General features: G+C 62.9%; 20 protein-coding genes and 1 pseudogene. 12 read left to right on the top strand and 9 right to left on the bottom strand.

The window, feature by feature from the left end; genetic code table 11:
- The first annotated feature begins 18 nt into the window (after window positions 1-18).
- The 5 genes from AC1D75_RS04430 to AC1D75_RS04410 all read left to right on the top strand — a co-directional run bounded on the left by AC1D75_RS04430 (window position 19) and on the right by AC1D75_RS04410 (window position 6,580).
- Entirely contained in the window at window positions 19-1,896 is a 1,878-nt protein-coding gene (locus tag AC1D75_RS04430; RefSeq protein WP_495514078.1) for a propionyl-CoA synthetase, read from the top strand.
- A 127-nt stretch (window positions 1,897-2,023) separates the two neighbouring features.
- Window positions 2,024-2,662, top strand: a complete 639-nt coding sequence (locus AC1D75_RS04425) for a TetR/AcrR family transcriptional regulator (protein ID WP_495514077.1) — start codon at window positions 2,024-2,026, stop codon at window positions 2,660-2,662.
- A complete protein-coding gene (locus AC1D75_RS04420; protein WP_495514076.1) occupies window positions 2,663-4,261 on the top strand; it encodes an MDR family MFS transporter in 1,599 nt (532 codons plus the stop codon).
- A gap of 73 nt (window positions 4,262-4,334) precedes the next feature.
- Complete coding sequence (locus AC1D75_RS04415) at window positions 4,335-5,426, top strand: DNA alkylation repair protein (RefSeq protein ID WP_495514075.1); 1,092 nt, start codon at window positions 4,335-4,337, stop codon at window positions 5,424-5,426.
- 194 nt (window positions 5,427-5,620) lie between these two features.
- A complete protein-coding gene (locus AC1D75_RS04410) occupies window positions 5,621-6,580 on the top strand; it encodes an alpha/beta hydrolase (RefSeq protein ID WP_495514074.1) in 960 nt (319 codons plus the stop codon).
- 101 nt (window positions 6,581-6,681) lie between these two features.
- Here the strand turns inward: AC1D75_RS04410 and AC1D75_RS04405 are convergent, their stop codons facing one another.
- Window positions 6,682-7,050 carry a DUF427 domain-containing protein gene (locus AC1D75_RS04405; protein WP_495514073.1) on the bottom strand — a complete coding sequence of 123 codons (369 nt, stop codon included), beginning with the start codon at window positions 7,048-7,050 and terminating at the stop codon, window positions 6,682-6,684.
- Between the two features lie 78 nt (window positions 7,051-7,128).
- A complete protein-coding gene (locus AC1D75_RS04400; RefSeq protein ID WP_495514072.1) occupies window positions 7,129-7,914 on the bottom strand; it encodes a helix-turn-helix domain-containing protein in 786 nt (261 codons plus the stop codon).
- Between the two features lie 102 nt (window positions 7,915-8,016).
- Between AC1D75_RS04400 and AC1D75_RS04395 the strand changes: the two genes are divergently transcribed.
- On the top strand, window positions 8,017-8,778 hold the full coding sequence (locus tag AC1D75_RS04395; protein ID WP_495514071.1) for an SDR family NAD(P)-dependent oxidoreductase: 762 nt from the start codon (window positions 8,017-8,019) through the stop codon (window positions 8,776-8,778).
- A gap of 5 nt (window positions 8,779-8,783) precedes the next feature.
- Here the strand turns inward: AC1D75_RS04395 and AC1D75_RS04390 are convergent, their stop codons facing one another.
- Window positions 8,784-9,182: a nuclear transport factor 2 family protein gene (locus tag AC1D75_RS04390; RefSeq protein WP_495514070.1), complete on the bottom strand. Its 399-nt coding sequence runs from the start codon at window positions 9,180-9,182 to the stop codon at window positions 8,784-8,786.
- A 136-nt stretch (window positions 9,183-9,318) separates the two neighbouring features.
- Here AC1D75_RS04390 and AC1D75_RS04385 point away from each other — a divergent pair, with 136 nt between their 5' ends.
- Together AC1D75_RS04385 and AC1D75_RS04380 are read left to right on the top strand one after the other, a co-directional pair.
- Entirely contained in the window at window positions 9,319-9,468 is a 150-nt protein-coding gene (locus AC1D75_RS04385; protein ID WP_495514069.1) for a hypothetical protein, read from the top strand.
- Window positions 9,469-9,719: 251 nt separating this feature from the next.
- Window positions 9,720-10,066 (top strand): annotated as a pseudogene (locus tag AC1D75_RS04380) (amidase family protein); the annotation flags it as partial.
- A gap of 34 nt (window positions 10,067-10,100) precedes the next feature.
- Here the strand turns inward: AC1D75_RS04380 and AC1D75_RS04375 are convergent.
- From AC1D75_RS04375 to AC1D75_RS04365, 3 genes are all read right to left on the bottom strand, one after another.
- On the bottom strand, window positions 10,101-11,666 hold the full coding sequence (locus tag AC1D75_RS04375) for an HNH endonuclease signature motif containing protein (RefSeq protein WP_495514068.1): 1,566 nt from the start codon (window positions 11,664-11,666) through the stop codon (window positions 10,101-10,103).
- A gap of 167 nt (window positions 11,667-11,833) precedes the next feature.
- Window positions 11,834-12,556 (bottom strand): SDR family oxidoreductase, encoded by a 723-nt coding sequence (locus AC1D75_RS04370; protein ID WP_495514067.1) that lies wholly within the window; start codon window positions 12,554-12,556, stop codon window positions 11,834-11,836.
- Window positions 12,557-12,683: 127 nt separating this feature from the next.
- Window positions 12,684-13,538 carry a helix-turn-helix transcriptional regulator gene (locus tag AC1D75_RS04365; protein WP_495514066.1) on the bottom strand — a complete coding sequence of 285 codons (855 nt, stop codon included), beginning with the start codon at window positions 13,536-13,538 and terminating at the stop codon, window positions 12,684-12,686.
- 168 nt (window positions 13,539-13,706) lie between these two features.
- Between AC1D75_RS04365 and AC1D75_RS04360 the strand changes: the two genes are divergently transcribed.
- Window positions 13,707-14,603, top strand: a complete 897-nt coding sequence (locus AC1D75_RS04360) for a universal stress protein (RefSeq protein WP_495514065.1) — start codon at window positions 13,707-13,709, stop codon at window positions 14,601-14,603.
- 25 nt (window positions 14,604-14,628) lie between these two features.
- Here AC1D75_RS04360 and AC1D75_RS04355 read toward each other — a convergent pair whose 3' ends face one another.
- Window positions 14,629-15,510, bottom strand: a complete 882-nt coding sequence (locus AC1D75_RS04355) for a sulfurtransferase (protein WP_495514064.1) — start codon at window positions 15,508-15,510, stop codon at window positions 14,629-14,631.
- Between the two features lie 331 nt (window positions 15,511-15,841).
- Here AC1D75_RS04355 and AC1D75_RS04350 point away from each other — a divergent pair, with 331 nt between their 5' ends.
- Window positions 15,842-16,990 carry an acyl-CoA dehydrogenase family protein gene (locus AC1D75_RS04350; protein ID WP_495514063.1) on the top strand — a complete coding sequence of 383 codons (1,149 nt, stop codon included), beginning with the start codon at window positions 15,842-15,844 and terminating at the stop codon, window positions 16,988-16,990.
- A 34-nt stretch (window positions 16,991-17,024) separates the two neighbouring features.
- Here AC1D75_RS04350 and AC1D75_RS04345 read toward each other — a convergent pair whose 3' ends face one another.
- Window positions 17,025-17,267 (bottom strand): DUF3263 domain-containing protein, encoded by a 243-nt coding sequence (locus tag AC1D75_RS04345; protein ID WP_495514062.1) that lies wholly within the window; start codon window positions 17,265-17,267, stop codon window positions 17,025-17,027.
- A gap of 207 nt (window positions 17,268-17,474) precedes the next feature.
- Between AC1D75_RS04345 and AC1D75_RS04340 the strand changes: the two genes are divergently transcribed.
- Window positions 17,475-18,479 (top strand): bile acid:sodium symporter, encoded by a 1,005-nt coding sequence (locus tag AC1D75_RS04340; RefSeq protein ID WP_495514061.1) that lies wholly within the window; start codon window positions 17,475-17,477, stop codon window positions 18,477-18,479.
- Between the two features lie 178 nt (window positions 18,480-18,657).
- Here AC1D75_RS04340 and AC1D75_RS04335 read toward each other — a convergent pair whose 3' ends face one another.
- A complete protein-coding gene (locus AC1D75_RS04335; protein ID WP_495514060.1) occupies window positions 18,658-19,188 on the bottom strand; it encodes a hypothetical protein in 531 nt (176 codons plus the stop codon).
- 538 nt (window positions 19,189-19,726) lie between these two features.
- Between AC1D75_RS04335 and AC1D75_RS04330 the strand changes: the two genes are divergently transcribed.
- Window positions 19,727-20,245, top strand: a complete 519-nt coding sequence (locus tag AC1D75_RS04330) for a hypothetical protein (protein WP_495514059.1) — start codon at window positions 19,727-19,729, stop codon at window positions 20,243-20,245.
- The last annotated feature ends 29 nt before the right edge of the window (window positions 20,246-20,274 follow it).

Here is a 20,274-nt window from a genome sequence, read left to right as displayed (position 1 = left end):
CGTGAGAGGACAGTGGCGATGGTTTCGTATGCGGAGACGTTTGCTCGCAGTGCCGATGATCCCGAAGGGTTCTGGCTCAACGCAGCCGAAGCAGTCGACTGGTACCAAGCCCCCACCGCCGCCCTCGAAACGCTGCCGGACGGCGCCTACCGCTGGTTTCCCGGCGCCACCCTCAACACCAGCTTCAATGCCCTCGACCGGCACGTACTGGCAGGCAGTGGTGATCGGACCGCCCTGATCTGGGATTCCGCCATGGTCGGCGAGTCCCGCACGTACACCTACTCCGAACTGCGCGACGAGGTCGCGACCTTCGCCGGGGTTCTCATCGAACGTGGCGTGAAGGCCGGTGACCGGGTCATCGTGTACATGCCCATGATCCCGGAGGCAGCCATCGCGATGCTCGCCTGCGCCCGCATCGGCGCCGTGCATTCGGTGGTTTTCGGCGGCTTCGCCGGTCCCGAACTCGCGACCCGGATCGACGACGCGCGGCCCGTTGCGCTGATCACCAGCTCAGGCGGTCTGGAACCCGGCCGCACCATCGAGTACCTGCCGATGGTCGCCAAGGCCCTGGAGCTGTCCGAGGAGCCGCCTGCGACGATCATCGTCAAGAATCGTGAGCAGATCGAAGGCAGCGCCGCCGACCACGAAGGCTGGCACGACTGGGACGAGCTGACCGCGAAAGCATCTCCGGCAGAGCCTGTTTCCGTTGCGGCCACCGATCCGCTCTACATCCTCTACACCTCCGGCACCACCGGAAAGCCCAAGGGCGTGGTCCGCGACAACGGCGGACACGCGGTTGCGCTGACGTGGTCGATGGCCAACATCTACGACATCAAGCCCGGCGACGTGTGGTGGACCGCCTCCGATGTCGGATGGGTGGTCGGACATTCCTACATCGTCTACGCACCGTTGCTGATCGGCGCGACCACCGTCATGTACGAGGGCAAGCCCGTCGGCACCCCGGATGCCGGAGCTTTCTGGCGGGTGATCGACGATTACAAGGTCAAGGCCCTGTTCACCGCACCCACCGCCATCCGGGCCATCCGCAAGCAGGACCCGGATGCCAAACTCCTTGCCGATCACGACATCTCGACACTGCAGACACTCTTCGCCGCCGGCGAACGTCTCGATCCGGACACCTATGAGTGGGCCACCAAGGTCCTCGGTGTGCCTGTTGTCGACCACTGGTGGCAGACCGAGACCGGATGGGCCATCGCCGCCAATCTCCGTGGCCTCGAACCGATGCCGATCAAGGCCGGCTCACCGACGGTGCCGGTTCCCGGTTTCCGGGTCGAGATCGTCGACGCCGAGGGCAAGAAGGTGGAGGCAGGCGGCGAAGGCAACATCGTCATCGCACTGCCACTGCCGCCCGGAACGCTCGCAGGTCTGTGGAACGACGAAGCGCGCTACCACAATTCGTATCTGAAGACCTTCCCCGGTTACTACCTGACCGGCGACTCCGGCTACATCGACGCGGACGGATACGTCTTTGTGCTCGGACGCTCCGACGACGTGATCAACGTTGCCGGACACCGCCTTTCCACCGGCAGCATCGAGGCCGTGGTGGCCGCTCATCCCGCGGTGGCCGAATGTGCGGTGATCGGGATCCACGACGACCTCAAGGGTCAGCGTCCCAGCGGATACGTGGTCCTCAAAGAAGGTGCCGACATCGACGACGCCACCCTGCGATCCGAGCTCGTGAAGATGGTGCGCGACGAGATCGGTGCGGTGGCCACCTTCCGTGATGTCACCGTCGTCAACGGTCTGCCGAAGACCCGGTCAGGCAAGATCCTGCGCAAGACGATGCGCCAGATCGCCGACCACGAGGACTACACCGTCCCCTCCACCATCGAAGACGCCGCCGTCCTCGACGCCCTGAAGAAGCAGATCGGCTGACCCCCGCACCCCGATAGTGTGCCCTTTTGGCGAACAAAAGCCCAGGTGAGCACAACCAAAACAGCACATCATCGGAATTGCACTTCTGCAATTTTGCAGTCGTGCAATTTTTGGCTAAGTTATTTAGATGGTTACAGCACACAAGGAATCGCTGCGTGATCGGAAGCGTGCCGCCACCTGGGCCTCGATCCACCAGGCCGCAGCAGCTGCAGCCATGGCGCAGACCGACCTGTCGAAGGTGACCATCGAAGAAATCGCCGACGAAGCCAACATCTCGCCGCGCACGTTCTTCAACTACTTCCCCACAAAAGAAGACGCGATCCTCGGACTCCGTGCCCCGTTCATCGACGACGGCACCGCCGCGGCATTTGTGATCGGCGACGACGACAACCTGCTCGAGAAGGTCGCACTGCTCCTCTTCGACGTCTTCGAGAAGACGGCCGGAGGTGCAGGCGGCCGCCAGGTGCGCGTCGAACTGATGCACCGCCACCCCGACCTCGCCCGGATGCGGCTCGCGCACACCGACCAGATCCGCCACCTCGCCCGAACACTTGTCGAGACCCGGCTCGCAGAATCAGGCCGGTGGCAGCGCCGCAATCATTCGGTCGATATCCAGGCGACCGCCCAGATCCTGGTGACCGCGGGTCAATCCGTGGTCCGCATCGCAATCGACTGGCTGCTCAATGAGCCCGAGGCCGACATCGCGCCCGACGAACTCGTGCACAGGGCCGCCCAGTCGTTCACCACCATTCTCGAGGAGGCCTAGATGGCAGTCGATGTCCCGTCGGTTCGCACGCCGGACACCGAGGGGCAGGCCTCGCACCGCTCTGTGCTGCTGATGTTCGCCGGGCTGTTGGTCGCAATGCTGCTCGCTTCGTTGAACACAACCGTGATGAGCGCGGCGCTGCCGACCATCGTCGGTGAATTGCACGGCACCAACCAGATGTCCTGGGTCATCACCTCGTACATCCTGGCGTCGACGGTTGCCATGCCCATCTACGGCAAGCTCGGCGATCAGTTCGGTCGAAAGCCGTTGCTGATCATCGCGATCAGTATCTTCACCGGGGCATCGATCGTCGGCGCACTCGCCCCGAACATGTTGACGCTCATCGTCGCCCGCACCATGCAGGGCCTGGGTGCAGGCGGTCTGATGGTCCTCGCCCAGGCGACGATCGCCGACGTGGTCCCGGCCCGCGACCGTGGTCGCTACGCGGGGATCATGGGTGGCGTCTTCGCGGTCTCCTCCGTCGCCGGACCTCTTCTCGGCGGATGGCTCACCGAGGGCCCCGGCTGGCGCTGGACGCTATGGATCAATCTGCCGCTGGGCGCGCTTGCGATCATCACGGCGATCGCGTTCCTGCACCCCCCGAAGATCACTCGCGTCAAACGTAAGATCGACATCCTCGGCATGGCCGTCCTCACCCTTGCGACGACCGGAGTCGTGCTCATCGCCAGCTGGGGCGGCTCGCAGTACGAATGGACGTCGCCGACCATCATCGGTCTGGTGATCGGCACCATCGTCGCGTGGATCACCGTGATCCTGGTCGAAAGCCGTGTCGCAGAACCGATATTGCCGATGGCACTGTTTCGGCAGCGCAACTTCAACCTCACCACGGTCGGCGGCTTGTTCGGCGGAATCGGTATGTTCGGCGTGATCTCATACCTGCCGACCTACCTGCAGATGGCACTCGGCGTCAGCTCCACCCACGCGGGACTTCTGATGGTCCCGATGATGTCGACGATGACGGTCTGTTCCATTGCCTGCGGGCGGTTCGTCTCACGCACCGGCCGGTACAAGGCGATGCCGATTGCCGGTTCACTGCTGATCGCACTGAGCCTGTTCCTGATGTCGCAGGTGGCGCTGTCGACCCCGACCTGGATGATCTGTGTCTGCCTCGGAATCCTCGGAGGCGGACTGGGTATCAGCTTCCAGATCATCATCCTGATCGTGCAGAACACGTTCCCGTACAGCCTGGTCGGGACCGCGACGGCCGCCAACAACTACTTCCGCCAGATCGGAGCCTCACTCGGAGCGGCATTGGTCGGCAGTGTCTTCGCGTCCCGCCTCGCCGAGCTGTTGGTCGGCAGAATTCCCGCCGATGTCACCGCGACGGGCGACGGCGCGAAATCACTGACCCCGGCCATCGTCCACGGCCTTCCGGACTCGGTACGGGACCCGATTGTCAACGCGTACAACGATGCACTGATGCCGGTCTTCCTCTTCATCAGCCCACTGTGCGTGGTCGGAGCGATCCTGCTGTGCTTCGTGATCGAGAAGCCTTTGGCCACAACGGTTGCCCACGACGAACCGGTCACGTCGACTGCCGACCAGCCGCCGGTCACGCAAGCAACCGCCGACCGGTAGCCAGCGCCGCGCCGACGCGACGGCGGTATCAACAGGCAAAGGCATTGTCCGACACCATCGGTAAAGTGGCCGAATGCCGTTCGCCGACGAACTACTCGGGCCCGACGCCGTGGCCGGGCTGGCGCGATGTCTCACCCTTGGTGGACATCGCGCCACCGAGACAAAGGCAACCTCGGCAGCATTCGACGGGATGGCGCTCAAGGCCCGGTCGGATCTGGTGCGTGATGCACTGATCGTCGACCTCCCGGACGACTTCGATGCTTTCGTGGCCGCGATCAACACATTGATCGCGCAACCCGACTGCACCGGCTGGATGGTCTGGCCGATCACCGAAGCGGTTGCGGTCCGGTCCACCGAGGCAGGCACGGCCAAGGCCTTCGACACCGGCCTGGTCCTGCTGAGAAAGCTGACCTCGCGTCTGACCGCCGAGTTCGCACTGCGAACGATGCTGATCGCCGACACGGACCGCACGCTGGCCGCCGCAGTCCGGTGGACAACGTCGAAAGACGAACACGTCCGCCGGCTCGCCAGCGAAGGCACGCGTCAATACCTGCCGTGGGCCAGGCGGGTGCCGGCTCTGATGCAGCGCCCCGAGGCGACCGCGCCCGTCATCGATGCGCTCTACCGCGATCCGAGCGGCTACGTACGCCGCTCGGTCGCCAACCACCTCAACGATCTGAGCAGGCAGCACGCCGACGTGGTCGTGCACACTGCCGGTCGATGGCTGGCCGACCCCGACGACAACACCGAACGACTCGTCCGGCACGCACTGCGCACGCTGATCAAACGCGGCGACCCCGACGCCCTTGCCCTGCTCGGTTTCGCGGCTCCGGCCACGATCACCGTGACCGAGTTCGACATCGATCCGCTGGTTCGGGTCGGTGGCAAACAAACACTTCGTGCCATCGTCCACAACACCGGCGATGAGCCCGTCGACGTGGTGATCGATTACAGCATCGGCTTCCGCAAGGCCAACGGCACAATCGCCCACAAGGTGTTCAAATTGGCAGGCAAATCGATCGCGCCAAACGAACAAATCACGATTGCGAAGTCACATTCGTTTGCGCCCATCACCACGCGCCGCTTCTACCCCGGTGGTCATGAGCTGGCCTTACAAGTTAATGGGCGCCGAATGGCATCCGCATCATTTGAACTTGATTTTTGATCTTCGACATTTAATTTCCCGCCATTGATCGGGATGTTGTTGGTTAGAATCAGCGAGGCCCGAGTCCGTTTTGAGTGATGTGCATACCACGCTTTCTCCTGTTATCTTGCTGTTATCTTGCCTGGCCGCTCGGCGGTCGCGGTCAATCCTGTGCTGTTCGGATTGCCTCAACAACGACGTACAAAAGGAAACTGATGCGAGCAAAGACTGCCTGGCGGAAAATCATTGCCGGCTCACTTGCCCTTGTTGCCGGAGTAGCAGTCTCCGTGGCTGCCAATCCAGGCACTGCTGCGGCTGCTTCACAGACCGTTCGGGTCTACTCCGCCTCGATGGACAAGACCATCCCCGTGAAGGTCATCTCGGCGGACGGTGGTGGCAGCCACGCGACGCTGTACCTCCTCGACGGCCTGCGCGCGCCGAGCAACAACAACGGCTGGCTCATCGAGACCGATATCGAGCGTTTCTTCACCGGCAAGAACGTCAATGTCGCGATCCCATTCGGCGGCGGCGGAAGTTTTTACACCGACTGGCAGCAGGACGACCCGACCCTGGGCCGCCAGAAGTGGGAGACCTTCCTGACACGGGAACTGCCCGCGTACATGGCGTCGAACTTCGGCAGCGACAATCGTCGGAACGCAATCGCCGGCCTGTCGATGAGCGGTACCTCGGCGCTCAACCTGGCCAGCAAGCACCCGGACTTCTATCGGGGAGTCGCCTCGTACAGCGGCTACCCGACCGTCAGCCTGCCCGGATTTGCCCAGGGCATCGCAGCCTCGGTGATCGAGATGGGCGGCAATCCCGTCAACATGTGGGGCGTCTGGCCCGGTGGCGCGTGGACCCAGAACGATCCGTCGCTGAACCCTGCCAGCCTGCGCGGTAAGCGCGTTTACGTCTCCTCGGGATCCGGCGCGTTGAGTACCGATCCGATCTTCAATCCGACCAGCGCGGCGTTCGATCCGGTGAAGTTCTCGCAGATGGTGCCACTGGAGACCGCCGCTTCGATCAGCAGCTCGCTCTACGTCACTAGCCTGCGGGCAGCGGGCGTCAATCCGCAGACCCACATCACCCCTGAGGGTGTGCACTGGTGGACCTACTGGGCGGACCGCCTCAAGGAATCCTGGTACGGCACGCTGGCTCCGTCACTCGGGGTCTGACACTCCGCCAGATCAATACCTGAACAATCGGCCGCGATTCGGAACTTTCCGAATCGCGGCCGATTTTGTTTGGTCGCTACCTTTGGCCCTGAGTTCGTCCATCAGGAGACCGTGATGACAACCTTGTCCGGGTAGAACGCGAGATGCCCGGCGATCTCAGAGACGGCGTCGTACGGCTCCTCGTAAGACCAGGCGGCATCCTCGATCACGCCGTCCGGGGTGACGAGGTCGTAGTAGGACGCGTCGCCTTTGTACGGGCAGTGCGTCTTCGTCGAACTACGTCGGAGCAGTGACTGGTCAACGGCATCCAGCGGAACATATGCGACCGGCGGATAGTCCGCTTCCTGAAGAATCAGCGCCCTGGAGGTGTCGGCGACGACGGTGTCGCCTGCCCGGATCCGGACCTGTCCGGCGCTGGGCTCCACGGTGATCGGATGGGTGTCGTCGGGTATCAATCGAGTTTTGGTCATGTGATCCACCTCTCATCTTTGTCCCACAACGACACCGTACGCGGATGCATTCCACCCGAACCCCCAGCTGATCGAGATTCACAGGCTCCGAAGATATTGCGCCGTCTTGTCGTCGGCCGGGTAGAAGCTCTCGACACTCAGTTCGTCGACGGTGACGTCGAGCGGGGTACCGAAGGTGGTCACCGTGCTGAAGAACAAGAGCTCTTTGTCGTCGACGCGCAACCGTAGATAGACCGCGACGTCGCCGGACAGTGCCGGATCCTCGTCCATGTCGTCGGTGAACCGATAGCCCTGCAACTCGGCGAGCAGTTCGATCAGGACGGGGTCGCCGGTCACCTTGATCTGGCGGTCCAACCGGTCGAACAGGTGGCGGCGCCACTGGCCGATGTTGACGATCCGGTCGCCGAGTCCACGGGGATCGAGGCTGAATTTGAGGACGTTGAATGGCGGCTCGAGCAGGTCGTCGGGAGCGTCCTGGGTGAACAGAGCCACTGCCGCGTTGGCGTCCACCAGGTTCCAGTGCCGGTCGACGGCCAGGGCCGGATAGGGCTCAGTTGCGGTCAGGACTTGACGCAATGCGCTGCGTACCATCATCATTCGGTCACCGTCGAGCGATGACTCCCCATAGGTCGGTGCGTACCCGGCCGCCAGCAGCAACTGATTCTGCTCCCGCAGCGGCACATCGAGGTGTTCGGCGAGCCGCAGCACCATCGTCCGGCTCGGCGCCGAACGGCCGGTTTCCAAGAAACTCAGATGCCGCGCCGACACCTCGGCCACCGATGCCAGTTCCAGCTGCGGAACCTTCCTGTTGATTCGCCACTGCCGCAACAGGTCCCCGAACAAGTAGCGCTGCTCGCCGGTCATCGTTCACATCCCTCGCATGGTCGTCTGTGAAGCATTATCGACCCTCGGTCACCATTGGCACCTATGATCAGGCCGGACCATCGACCCGCTAGGAGTGAAACCATGAGCGTGCTCGACCGTTTCCGGATCGACGACAAGGTCGTGATCGTCACCGGCGCATCATCTGGGTTGGGTGTCGCGTTCGCGAAGGCGTTCGCCGAAGCCGGCGCCCGAGTCGTTCTCGCGGCGCGTCGTGCCGACAAACTCGAAAAGACCGCTGCACTCGTCGAATCAGTAGGCGGCACTGCTTTGACCGTGGTCACCGACATCGCCGATCCGGACCAGGCCGGCGCTCTTGTCGACGCCGCGATGGCCGAGTTCGGGCAGGTCGACGTGCTGGTCAACAACGCCGGGGTCGGCACCGCGTTCCCCGCCACCAGAGAGACACCGCAGCAGTTCCGGTCGGTCATCGACATCAATCTGAACGGTTCGTACTGGGCTGCCCAGGCATGCGGACGGGTGATGACGCCGGGAAGCTCGATCATCAACATCTCGAGCATCCTCGGCATCACCACCGCCGGTCTCCCACAAGCTGCGTACTCGGCCAGCAAGGCCGCCATCTCGGGCCTGACCCGCGATCTGGCCCAGCAGTGGGGTAGCCGAAAAGGCATCCGGGTCAACGCGATCGCACCGGGATTCTTCGAATCGGAAATGACCGACTCGTACGCGGACGGCTACCTCGAATCCATGGCTTCCCGAATGGTCCTGGGCCGCACCGGCGATCCTGAAGAGCTGGCCGCCACGGCAATCTGGCTGGCCTCACCGGCCGGTGGCTACGTCACCGGCCAGACCATCGTCGTCGATGGCGGCGTCAGCATCACATAGGGGCACTAGCTAGCCCCGGGCATCTTGTCGATGAATCCGTAGATGCTGGTGATCTTGTTGTCGGTGTCGACGGCCGCCACGTCGAATCCGACCACCAGGGGCTCCGCGCCCACCTCCGGCACCAGCTCCCACGTGAAACGGGCGATGTTGTGGTGGGTGTCGAGGACATCGCCTCGGACGAACTGCAGTCCCGCGAACTGTTCCTGGGCACCGGCGATCACCGCATCGATCGCGTCCACACCGCTCACCGAGGCGAGTGGATCTGTGTAGACGCCATCCTCGGCCCAGAGTGCGCTGATCAGATCTCGCCGAGCGGACGCATCGGTCTCGTTCCACGCGGCAAGGTACTGATCGATCAGCGCGGACGCTGCTGCTTCGTGTGTGTTGTGAATGGTTTCGGTCATCGGTTTCTCCTTCATCTGAGGGTGTTCTTCGTGGGTGAAAACCATGTTGCCCGTGGCGGGTAGCCCCCGGCGATGACGTCTGAGGTAAGTATTTTCGACACGTTTGTGACATCGGCGATTCGGGCATGCTCGGGGCATGACCTTTCCCCATGAGAACGAAGAGCCCCTCGGCGAGACCGAGAGGACAGCCAAAGAGAAAGACGCATACAACGCCGCGCAACAAGGCGCCGATGACGAGCGCGATCACGCGGTCGGCGGCACCGAAGGCACCACCGACGGCCAGTGATCCACCTTCATTACATCCGCTAACCATGCGAGGTCGGCATCGCGGTGCTTGGGATTGTCGACAGAATCTCTATCATCGCGATGGAGCCGATCCTGCTCAAGCTCCAGCTCCCGATGGCCATCAACCTACGCAGCGAAGCGCGCGTGCATGACCCTGCCGACGGAATCCGGCGGCATCAGCACGTGCTCAAGGCGCTCGAAACCAACGATCCGCGGATAGCTGTGCCGCCGCGAAGAACCACGGTCAGCTCGATATCTGGACCTGGAGAGCAACACCTAACACAATCGATACGCAGCCGTTCCGCGGGCGGCACCGGATCGCCCACCGAAACCGCCGCGAGAGTGGCGGACGCGATCGCGGCCCGTGGCAACGACGGCACCTGGTTGTCGACGGTGCCGCGCGCCCAACTTCTCGCCGCCACCGAAGAAATCGAACTACGCCCCGGCGCCCGCACGCTTCCGCCCTACGGTGTGCCCTTCGGCGTCAAGGACAGCATCGACGTCGCCGGGGTCCCCACTACCCTTCCTGCCCCGACTACGCGTACGTCGCCGACGTCACCGCACCGGTGATGCAGCGGCTACTCGATGCCGGCGCCTTGCCACGACGAGTCCGATGTGATGGCCGAGTAGCGGTCATTCGATCGGATCAGGATTTTCGATGTCAGGTTCCGGTTCCGGTGGGACCTCAGATTCGCATCCGCTCAGTTCCGTCCGAGTTTTGGCCAACGCCGCCCGCCGGTCGGCGAGGATTTTTTGCCAGGCCGCTGCGAAGGTTTCGTTGACATGCTGGGCACGGTTGACCCGCGGCCTGCGTTCGGGATCCACCGACGCCGGGGGTATCCACCCGACCCGGCCTTTGTCAGGCCCTTCGGTGATCATGATGGTCTGCCACTGGCCCGGACCATCGCCCACCAACTTGTGGTGCGGCGGGCACGCTGAGCCCATCAGATCGATATCGGTCAAACCACCGTTGATCCAGGCAATGAGGTGGTGGATCTCTACCCAGGTCGCCGGATTGGTGCAGCCGGGGTGCGAGCAGCCTCGGTCTCTGGCAAATATCGCCAACCGTTGACCCTTCTGCGCGGTGCGTTTGGCCCGGGCGAAATACAGCACCTCGGCGCTGTGGTTGGCGAACACCGCCAAATACTTGTCCGAACGAGCCGCCAGGTGAAGGGCATCTTTGACCGGAATGTCCACTCCTGAGGCCGTCTTCGCGATCCCCGCACAATCGTCGAGTTGTTCTTTGGTCATCGTGATGATCAACTGCGCCGGCAACCCCCGATGCGACTTGCCGAGCAGGTTGCACTCCAAAATCGTTTTCAGGATCGCCTTGAGCGCGTCGTGACACTGTTGGCCCTTCGAGCGGGTATCACGCTCGGCCGCAGCCTTCATCAACTCTGCATCCTGTTTCGGATCATCGGAGGCCCCGTTCGGCGAGTTCGGATCGGCCGGATTATTCATCCCCGGCGCCGCCCACACATCCATCACCGTCCGCAACAAGGCCAGGGTTTCCGGATCGAGGGTGCCGGAGATTTTCGCCATCAGATCCACACCCTGATCACCCAAACTCACCGAACGTTTACGCGCCCGATCCGAATCATCGGTCAGCCGGCCATCGGGATCGACCCGGGCCAGCACTTGCCTGCCAGCCGCAGCCAACTGGGTCGGATCCTGGCCGACGGCTTCTTCGGTCATCCAGTGATCGACCACGTCATACACCGCCGGATCGGCAGCTGAGGGAATGTGTTTGCGCACATCCAGCATCACATCCATATGTGAGGCGCCAATCAGGCCTTGGGACCAGGCATGCTCAGCGGCAGGGCATTTCGGCGCCAACTCCTCACCCTGCATCGTGTGAAACCGGCCCACAGCCTCCAGCCCACGAATCCGCGACATGGTTTGGCCTTTGGTCAGCCGCAACTCGCTACGCGTGAAACCGAACAGCGACGAGTACCCGGCTTCGGTAAACGATGACCGATCCGAAACCCGCAACAGGTGACGTAACCCGGTGAACTCAAGCTTGCGGGCGACCCGTTCATGCACCCGCACAAGCTCATTGACTTCTGAGTCAGACACATCCGCCGACGAGCAATCGTTGATATCGGCAAGCAGCAACTCCAACTCGAGATACTTGCGCACCAACACCGGAACCGAAGAAGGATCAATCGGAACCTCATCAGACGGATCGTCAGTCATCATGCCCCCCAGCACATCTGATCGAACGCTTTCAACCAGAGTACCTCGGAAATAGCACTGTGTCGAATGTTTGTTCGAGTAATGGACTTGGCGCCCAGGCAAGACAAACCCTCTGCAAGACAACGCGTTGCGCACGCCGTGCGGGTTAAACACCCAGACCGCGATTCGCCCTACCGCTGCGCGGCCGGCCGCACCACGATTTCGTTGACGTCAACATCTTCAGGCTGGTCGATGACAAACCCGATCGCCCGGGCAATCGCCGAAGGGTGAATCGTGTTGGCCCGGTATACCGCCATCGCCTCCTGTGCGCCCTTGTCGGTAATTGTCGAGGCCAGCTCGGATTCGACAACGCCCGGGGTGATCGTGGATACCCGGAGCCACGGTTCGCTCTCCTGCCGAAGACCTTCTGTGATGGCCCAGGCGGCATACTTGGTTCCGCAATAGACCGCCGCGGTGGGCGACACCTGGTGAGCCCCAACGGAAGCGATCGTGACCACATGCCCGCTGCGCTGCTCGGTGAACACCGGTAGGACCGCGTTGATGCCATACAGCAGCCCGCGCACGTTCACATCGATCATGCGTTCCCACTCATCGACCTTGCCGGAGCTCAAGGGAGACAACGGCATCACTCCGGCGTTGTTGACCAGCACGTCCACCCGACCGTATTCGGCGTGGGCTGCCTCAACGAAAGCCTGAACGTCACCGCGGTCGGTCACATCCAGGGTGTGCGCAGTGGCTCGGCCGCCGGATGCCTCGATCCGTTCGACGAGTGCGTGCAGGCGGTCGATCCGTCGGGCACCCAGCACGACGGTGCAGCCCTGTTCGGCCAGGTGCAGTGCGGTTGCTTCGCCGATTCCGCTGGAAGCGCCGGTGATGAGAACGATCTTGTCCATCGGTTAAGTCCTTGTCTCATACGGATTTTTGATTCCGATTACCATGATGGTCACGGAATCATCTGCGTACCAGGACTTATCGACCCGAGGAGTAGCACACCCAGCCTCAGACAGCGGTCGGACTCGGTCAGCTGCGACGGGATCTGGGTTCGGCTGCCTGCGAACGGGTCGCGGCCAGGGCACCCAGAAGACGAAGGGCGTCGCGGGCCGGGGTACCGGGGTCCGCGGTATAGACGATCAGTTGCTGCCCAGGTGCTTCCCGGATGTCGAACACCTGGACATCCAGGCTGAATTCACCGGCATCCGGGTGCACGAAGTGTTTGGACTCCGACGTCTTACCCCGGACCTCATGTCGCTTCCAGTACCTACGGAACTCGGTGTTGGCGAGCAGCTGTTCCAGCAGATCCCGAAGCTCTGCGTCGGATCCGTCTCTGCCGATCACCGTTCGCAAGTTGGCCGCACAGGTCTCGGCCGAAAGATGCCACCGGGCAAAGAACGTCGGAGCGGCCGGGTCGAGGAACACCATCAACGCCACGTTGTCGAAACTCTCGAACGGCGAATACAGCTCGTCGGCAAGTGCATTGGAGGCCAGGACGTCGAGTCTGTCGTTGATGATCATCGCCGGCGTGTCGGTCCAGGCATCGAGCATGATCTGCAGTTTTGGTGACGGCCGTGCGCGTCTGGACACCGGGCTTGGATGAAAGGCGACATCGGCAAGCCGGAAAAGGTGTTCTCTCCCACCGTTGTCGAGCCGGAGCGCTCTGGCCAACGCATTCAGCACGGCCGCCGACGGATGTCTCTCGCGCCCCTGTTCCAGACGCGCGTAGTAGTCAGCACTCACCCCGGCGAGCGTGGCGATCTCTTCGCGACGAAGCCCGGCCACCCGCCGGTGTCCGGTCGACCCCGGCATCCCGACGTCTGCGGGCGTCACCGCGGCGCGTCGGGCCTGCAGGTAGGCCCCGAGTTCTCCCTGTTTGTTCACTGCGTTCACTCTAGGTGCCGCATCTGCGGAGCCAGGGTGTCGCACTCCCTGGATATGCTGCTCGACCGCCGTTCATTGATACCTCGCGCACCCCGGCATAGAGTTCGAACCGAACCGGGCACCCGAACGACAGTGGTGCGGCAGTGACGCGAGAGACGAGGACGTGGGATGAACGCCGAGGCAAGCAGCGCACCGGTAGTTGTCGGGATCGATGGTTCAGAGGGCTCCCTGGGCGCCGCACGGTGGGCAGCGGATTTTGCCGCCCGCAGCGGATCTCCACTGCAGTTGCTTCACGCCATCCCCCGGCTCGAGTGGTATTTCGCGAACGCGATGGTGTTCAGCCCGGAGTCACTGGCCGAAGAACTCGCCGCCGACGGCAACAAGAAGCTCGACGATGCCGAGAGCGTCGTCCGTGAACGCCACCCCGAATTGACGATCGACCGCCGGATCGTCAATGAATCCGTGCCAACCGTCTTTGCCGAGAGCTCGGAGACCGCGCGCTTGATCGTTGTCGGCGCGCACTGGCACAACGCCGCGAGCGATCTGGTGCTCGGTGGCCACGTCATCCGGATCGTCAATCAGGCGAAGTGCCCCGTACTGGTCTGGCGCGAATCCGAGGCCACCCGCACCGGCAAACCGTTGCCGGTGGTGGTCGGCGTCGACGAATCCGAGAATTCCATCCGGGCCATGCGTGCGGCGTTCTACGTCGCCGACACCCTGGGCGCACCGGTGACGGTGGCTCACATGTGGGAAACCGGTGCCGCGATCGGACTCGGATACGGCGAAGGCCCGGTCGACTGGAATCTGATGAACCTGTTGAAGTCCAATCAGGAAGAGAAGATGGACGAACTCCTCGCACCCCTGCGCAAGGAGTTCCCCGGCGCGCACATCCACAAGGTCTACACCGACAGCGGCCCGGCCAAGGGCCTCAAGATGTTGTCGCAGGAGGCGCAGTTGGTGGTGGTCGGAAGCCGGGGTCACGGCAAAATGGCAGGCGCTGTGCTCGGTTCAGTCAGCCAGAGCCTCATCCACCACGCCGAATGCTCTGTCTTGGTCGTTCGCTGACTACCCGTGACCCCCGGCGTCTCGATCAGCGCAGTGACGAGCCTTGGACCAGCGGCAGGTCCGGGTTGGCGGCCCACGCGGTCATCGATCCGTCATAGATGGCGACGTCGAGGCGGCCGGCCTGCGCCAGCGCATGGGCGACCCCGGTGGCCGCGATCCCGCCACCGCAGTAGGTGATCACCTTCTTGTCGGTGTCGAGCACACCCGCCTCGTCGAGGATTGCCTTCAACTCTTCGACCGGCTTGAAGCCACCGTTCTCCACGTCCAGGACGTTGAAAACAGGCAGGTTGATGCTGCCCGGGATGTGCCCGTTGCGGGCGTAGTTCGTGGTCTCACCGCGGTAGGTGGCCTCGTCGAGGACGTTGACGATGATGGTCGACTCGTCTTCGATCGCCGCGAACACGTCATCGGTGGAACGAAGCAGTTCGGGGCACCGATTCGGGACAAAGGTGCGCGGTGTCGGGACCGACAGGGCGTCGGTGGTGTCGTATCCCGCTGCCTTCCATGCCGCCAGCCCACCGTCCAGCACGGTGACGTTGTCAAAGCCTTCGAGGCGCAGGTGCCACCACAACCGGGTTGCCCAGAATCCCTGCGACTGGTCGTAGACGACCACCGTCGCGCCGGTCCCGATGCCCAACGCCCCGGCGGCCTTGGCGAATTGTTCCGAACTCGGCACGGTCCACGCCTGGTCACTGGCGGTGTCGGCAAACGTGGTGAGCAGATCAGCGAACAGCGCTCCTGGGATGTGCTCCGCGTGGTAGGTCTGCTGACCCGACTCCGGTACGTAGGGGCCATCTTTCGGGATCGGCAGATGCGTTGTGGAATCGACAACGACAAGATCTGGATCTCCGAGATTGGCGCGCAGCCAGGCAACGTCGACGGTGGCTTGGACTGACTCGATACTCATGAGGCCTCTCATCGATTGATACGGATTCGAACCCCTCCCCTGACCGCCAGGCTAATACTCATCGTCGCGGGAGCGCCCGGTCGGCGACCTCACTGAACGCAACCGGTGACATCAAATGCGACATCTGCGATACTGCGCAGGCGATCGATTGCACCACCCGCCACAACCGCCTCACGGCCACCGATTGTCGGCGTTGATTTGCGTGCAACACAAGAACTTTCACAGGCCGACCACCCGCCACCGGGGGTGATCGCGCGCGGCGGGTAGTGTCGTCGCTGCCGACCGCGGGGCTGCCACACACTCCGCTTATTTCACCGCAGAAAGAACAACGATGATCAACCACACACCGTCCTGGTATGACGACGAGGTTCAGGCTGTCTCCGATCTCGCTCGCGGATTCTTCGAGCGTGAGGTCATGGCCCACGCGGAGCGTTGGGACAACCAGCGCCGCGTCGATCGCGATGTGTGGCGCAAGGCCGGCGAACTCGGCCTGCTGCTGTGCTCGATCCCGGAGGAGTACGGCGGCGGTGGCGGCACGTTCGCCCACGACTTCGCGGTCCTCGAGGCCCAGGGCTACGCCGGCGACTTCGCGATGGGGTTGAGCATCCACAGCGGGATCGTCGCCCACTACATCAACGAGTACGGCAGCGAAGAGCAGAAGCGTGCCTGGCTGCCCGAGATGGCACGCGGCGAGCTGCTCGGCGCACTCGGCATGACCGAGCCTGGCACCGGCTCCGACCTCAAGGCGATCACCACCACCGCCATCCGTGACGGCGACAGCTATGTGATCAACGGATCGAAGACCTTCATCACCAACGGTTCCACGGCCGACGTGATCGTCCTGGCGGTCAAGACAGACCCCAAGGCCGGCGCCAAGGGTGTGTCACTGGTCCTCGTCGACACCCGCGACTGCGACGGCTTCGTCGTCGGACGCGTCCTGGACAAGGTCGGCCAGCACGGTGCCGACACTTCCGAACTGTCGTTCACCGATGTGCGGGTACCGGTGGCAAACCTGCTGGGCGACAAGGAGGGTCAGGGCTTTGCACAGCTCATGACCCAGCTCGGACAGGAGCGACTCATCATCGCCGCCCAGTCGGCCGGAGCGATGAAACGCGCGCTCGAAGAGACGGTGCGCTACACCAAGGAACGACAGGCCTTCGGTCACAGCATCTTCGAGTTCCAGAACACCGCCTTCGAACTCGCCGAATGCCAGACGATCGCGCTCACCAGCCAGGTCTTCTTCGACCATTGCGTCGAGCAGCACCTGCGTGGAGAACTCGATCCGACCACCGCCGCCATGGCCAAGTACTGGCTCACCGATCGGCACTGCGAAGTTGTCGACCGCTGCGTGCAGCTCCATGGTGGCTACGGCTACATGCGCGAATACCTGATCGGCCGGATGTACGAAGACGCCCGTGTGCAGCGGATCTACGGAGGCACCAACGAGATCATGAAAACGATCATCGCGCGAGCACTCTGACCCGCAATGACCACCCGCGCGGCGTGACTCGACGTTAGTGGGTCTCGGGGTTCTGCCTTGCCTCGACGATCACCCGGATCGCTTCGATTTCGTCGTCACCCGGACGGAACGACTGTGTGTCGAGCACCGCACCGAGCCGTCGGAAGTACTCGTGCTCGGTGATACCGAACTCCACGAGGATGTCCTCGGCTGACCCACCGCCAAAGGGGTACCACCTGCGCGCGAAGCCCAGGATGTCCGCGGGCTGGTCATCGAGGTTGTCGTGTGCTTTGGCCATGTGTCCAATTATCGCTTGGCCGCAGCCCATTTCGCATATCGGGGACGTCATTCGAGCCGATTACAGATATTGGCGTTAACACCAGGTGAACGGCGCCGCGCGCCGCGATGAGCGGAGGGTGCGCGTCGAAGACAGCGGTCGCCATAGGATCACAGGTTGGTCTGCGAAGATGGCACGAGAAGGCGTCCACTGAAGTATCGCTGCCACATGCCGAGCACGGGAGTCGACGAGTTGTCCGAGTCATCATCGAGACTTCTCGGCCATCTGGATCGGCATCAGGTCGTCATCTACCTCGGCGCCATCGCCGCCGGTGCGGCAGTGGCCTGGGCGGCACCGGGATCCGGTTCTGCACTGTCCACCGTCATCAACCCGGCCCTGGGCGCCCTGCTGTATGTGACCTTCCTTCAGGTTCCGGCCACCGACCTCGGACGTGCACTACGCGACCACCGCTTCGTCGCCGCCCTACTGGTGGTGAACTTTGCGGTGGTACCCGTCGTGGTCGGCGCCCTGTTCACCTTCTTGCCCTCCGAACAGGCTGTGCGCGTGGGTGTTCTACTGGTCCTGCTGTGCCCGTGCGTCGACTACGTCATCGTGTTCGCGGGTCTGGCCGGCGGTAGCCGCCTGCGGTTGATAGCGGCCACACCGCTCCTGCTGTTGCTCCAGATGGCGCTACTGCCGCTCTACCTATGGCTTTTCATGGGATCGGATCTCACCGACGCGGTCGAGTTCCGGCCGTTTGCCCAGGCCTTCCTGTTTTTGATCGTCATCCCGCTGGCACTGGCCTGGATCACCCAATGGTCGGCGGGGCGCACACGGATCATTCGGCAACTCGAGGTCGCGGCCACCGCCACCATGGTCCCGCTGATGGCGGTGGTGCTGTTCTCGGTGGTCGGCTCCCAGCTGCCCAAACTCGACGGCAACTACAGGAATGTTGTTGCGGTAGTGCCGTTTTACGTGGCCTTCCTGATCGTCATGGCCGGTGCCGGGGCACTGGTGGCCGCGCTGTTCTCACTCGACACCGCCGGTCGACGCTCGGTGGTGTTCAGCGGGGCCACCCGCAACTCACTGGTGGTGATGCCACTGGCGCTGGCATTGCCCGCCGGATTCGAGGTGGCCGCCGTTGTTGTCGTCACCCAGACCCTCGTCGAAGTGGTCGGGATGGTCATCTTCGTCCGTTTGATCCCCAAACTCGTACCGGCTCATACCTCCTGAAGAACCGGCACACACACCCCGCAACCGTCGGTGCGTCGCTCGCAACTGAGCTGGTTGCTCGGTGGCCGAATCCCATGCGTACCCGAATCTTTCGACCACAGCCGGAAGTTCTATAGCCCGACGATATAGACAGTTTCGGTCGTTGACGTGTGACGCCAGTAATCGAATGCGGCGGTGGTTATCGAGTCGGTTGCGGGGGTGAGGGCGGGGGTGGGTATTCCTCTCCCGGTGTTGGGATTGGGAACGTCAGGGAGGGGGTTTCGCTAGGAGAGGGGGTCGATAGGGGCGCGCCTTGGAGGTTGTCCTGGATTGCCGCGGCCACGGCCACCAGTGGCGGTGAGGCGGGGTCGAGTGCTTGTTGTTCGGTAATTTTGGCGTCGCCGAAGACAGGGACGACGGTGAACCAGCCTTCTGACTGCAACTTGTTGGTGGCGAATAGGTACCACTGGCCATTGTTGAGCGGTCGGTCGCCGCCTAGGGACATGTAGATGCCGTCTCGGGTTCCGCCTTGTTGGTTGACTGTCACGGTGGCAGATACCTCGCCCTTGAGCTGGATACCGGTGCTGACGGTGTACTGGGTTTCCGGGAAGCTGTTCAGAGTTTTTGAACCTGCGCTGGATTCGACGCGTCCGGTGAAGACATGGGTCGACTCCGCCATGAGGTTGCGTATGTCACTGAAATCTGTGATGGCGTCGAAGGGCGCAGTCACGGTTGTTGTCGCGCTCCCAGTAGGTCTGATCCCCTCGTTGACGGTCGTTTTCCCGCACCCCGAGAGGGTCACGGCTACGCACAGCGCCGCAAAGACCGCGGCTCGTGGCAGAGTCCTTGAGGACCGGGACCCGGGAGCGGCACTCGCACCTGTTTTGGTCGGTTTCATCCTCTCGTCGCCAGTACGTGGGCTGGGCGTCTCGGCCTCGTCCGGCCGTCGTGAGTCGTGTTCCGATGCGGCATGGCGCCACGGTCTCACACCAGCATCACCGCCGGGAGCGACTTGGGCCCCAGGCCAGTTCAGCCCGGTCGCACCGTCCTCGTCGAGATAGCGTGGTCCTATCATCGGAGTTGCTCTGTACGCGTTCTGAATCCACGATTCTTCGTTGCCCCACCGGTATTGCTCGAAACTCCCCATCGCCTATCTGTACACCCAGGTTGGGTGGTGGACGCGGAAGCCGGTCGGCAGGGGACCAGCCACCGTGGCCGATACGACCATGAGAACGTTCCGCATACCCGCCATATGACAGCATCAGGGAATGAATTCAGCGGTGCGTCAACACCTTGCACGTCGCGCGGGGCTGATCGGTGATGTCAGTTGGTGGTTGTTTGTCGTCGCCTCGCTGATCACCGGAGGGGTCGATTGGTGGAACCAGGAGCGGGTTCGCGGCGCATCCTTCAGCAGCGAAATCTACCTCTATTGCTCAGGAGGAGGTGACGGCCAGCGTTCGACATGCGTGACGGGTACCTCTGGCTCTGCTACGGAGCATTGGTTCGCTGACACCTCGTTCTACTCCCTTGCGGCGTTCATCATCGTGGTCACCGCCGCGCTCGTGCAAGCCGTTGCGGTCGGCCGACTTCTACCGGGCATGGTCAACGTGGCAATACCATTCGTGGGGTTCGTGTTCTTTCTCTCAGCAACCTTCGGCGCGTTCTTCGGGGACTGGATGCGGCCGATGGCCGCTCTGGCCCTCGTCTTCGTCGCAGTAATCATTCGGGAGACATGGGCACGTTGGTTTCGCAGGACCTTCGTAGCCACGACGCCACTGCCCACTTGACCACCAGAATCCCTGCATGGCAGGAGGAT

The organism is Williamsia sp. Y712, from assembly GCF_059445525.1.
The sequence above is the reverse complement of the archived record's forward strand: the minus strand, read 5'-3'. Positions and strand labels throughout refer to the sequence as shown.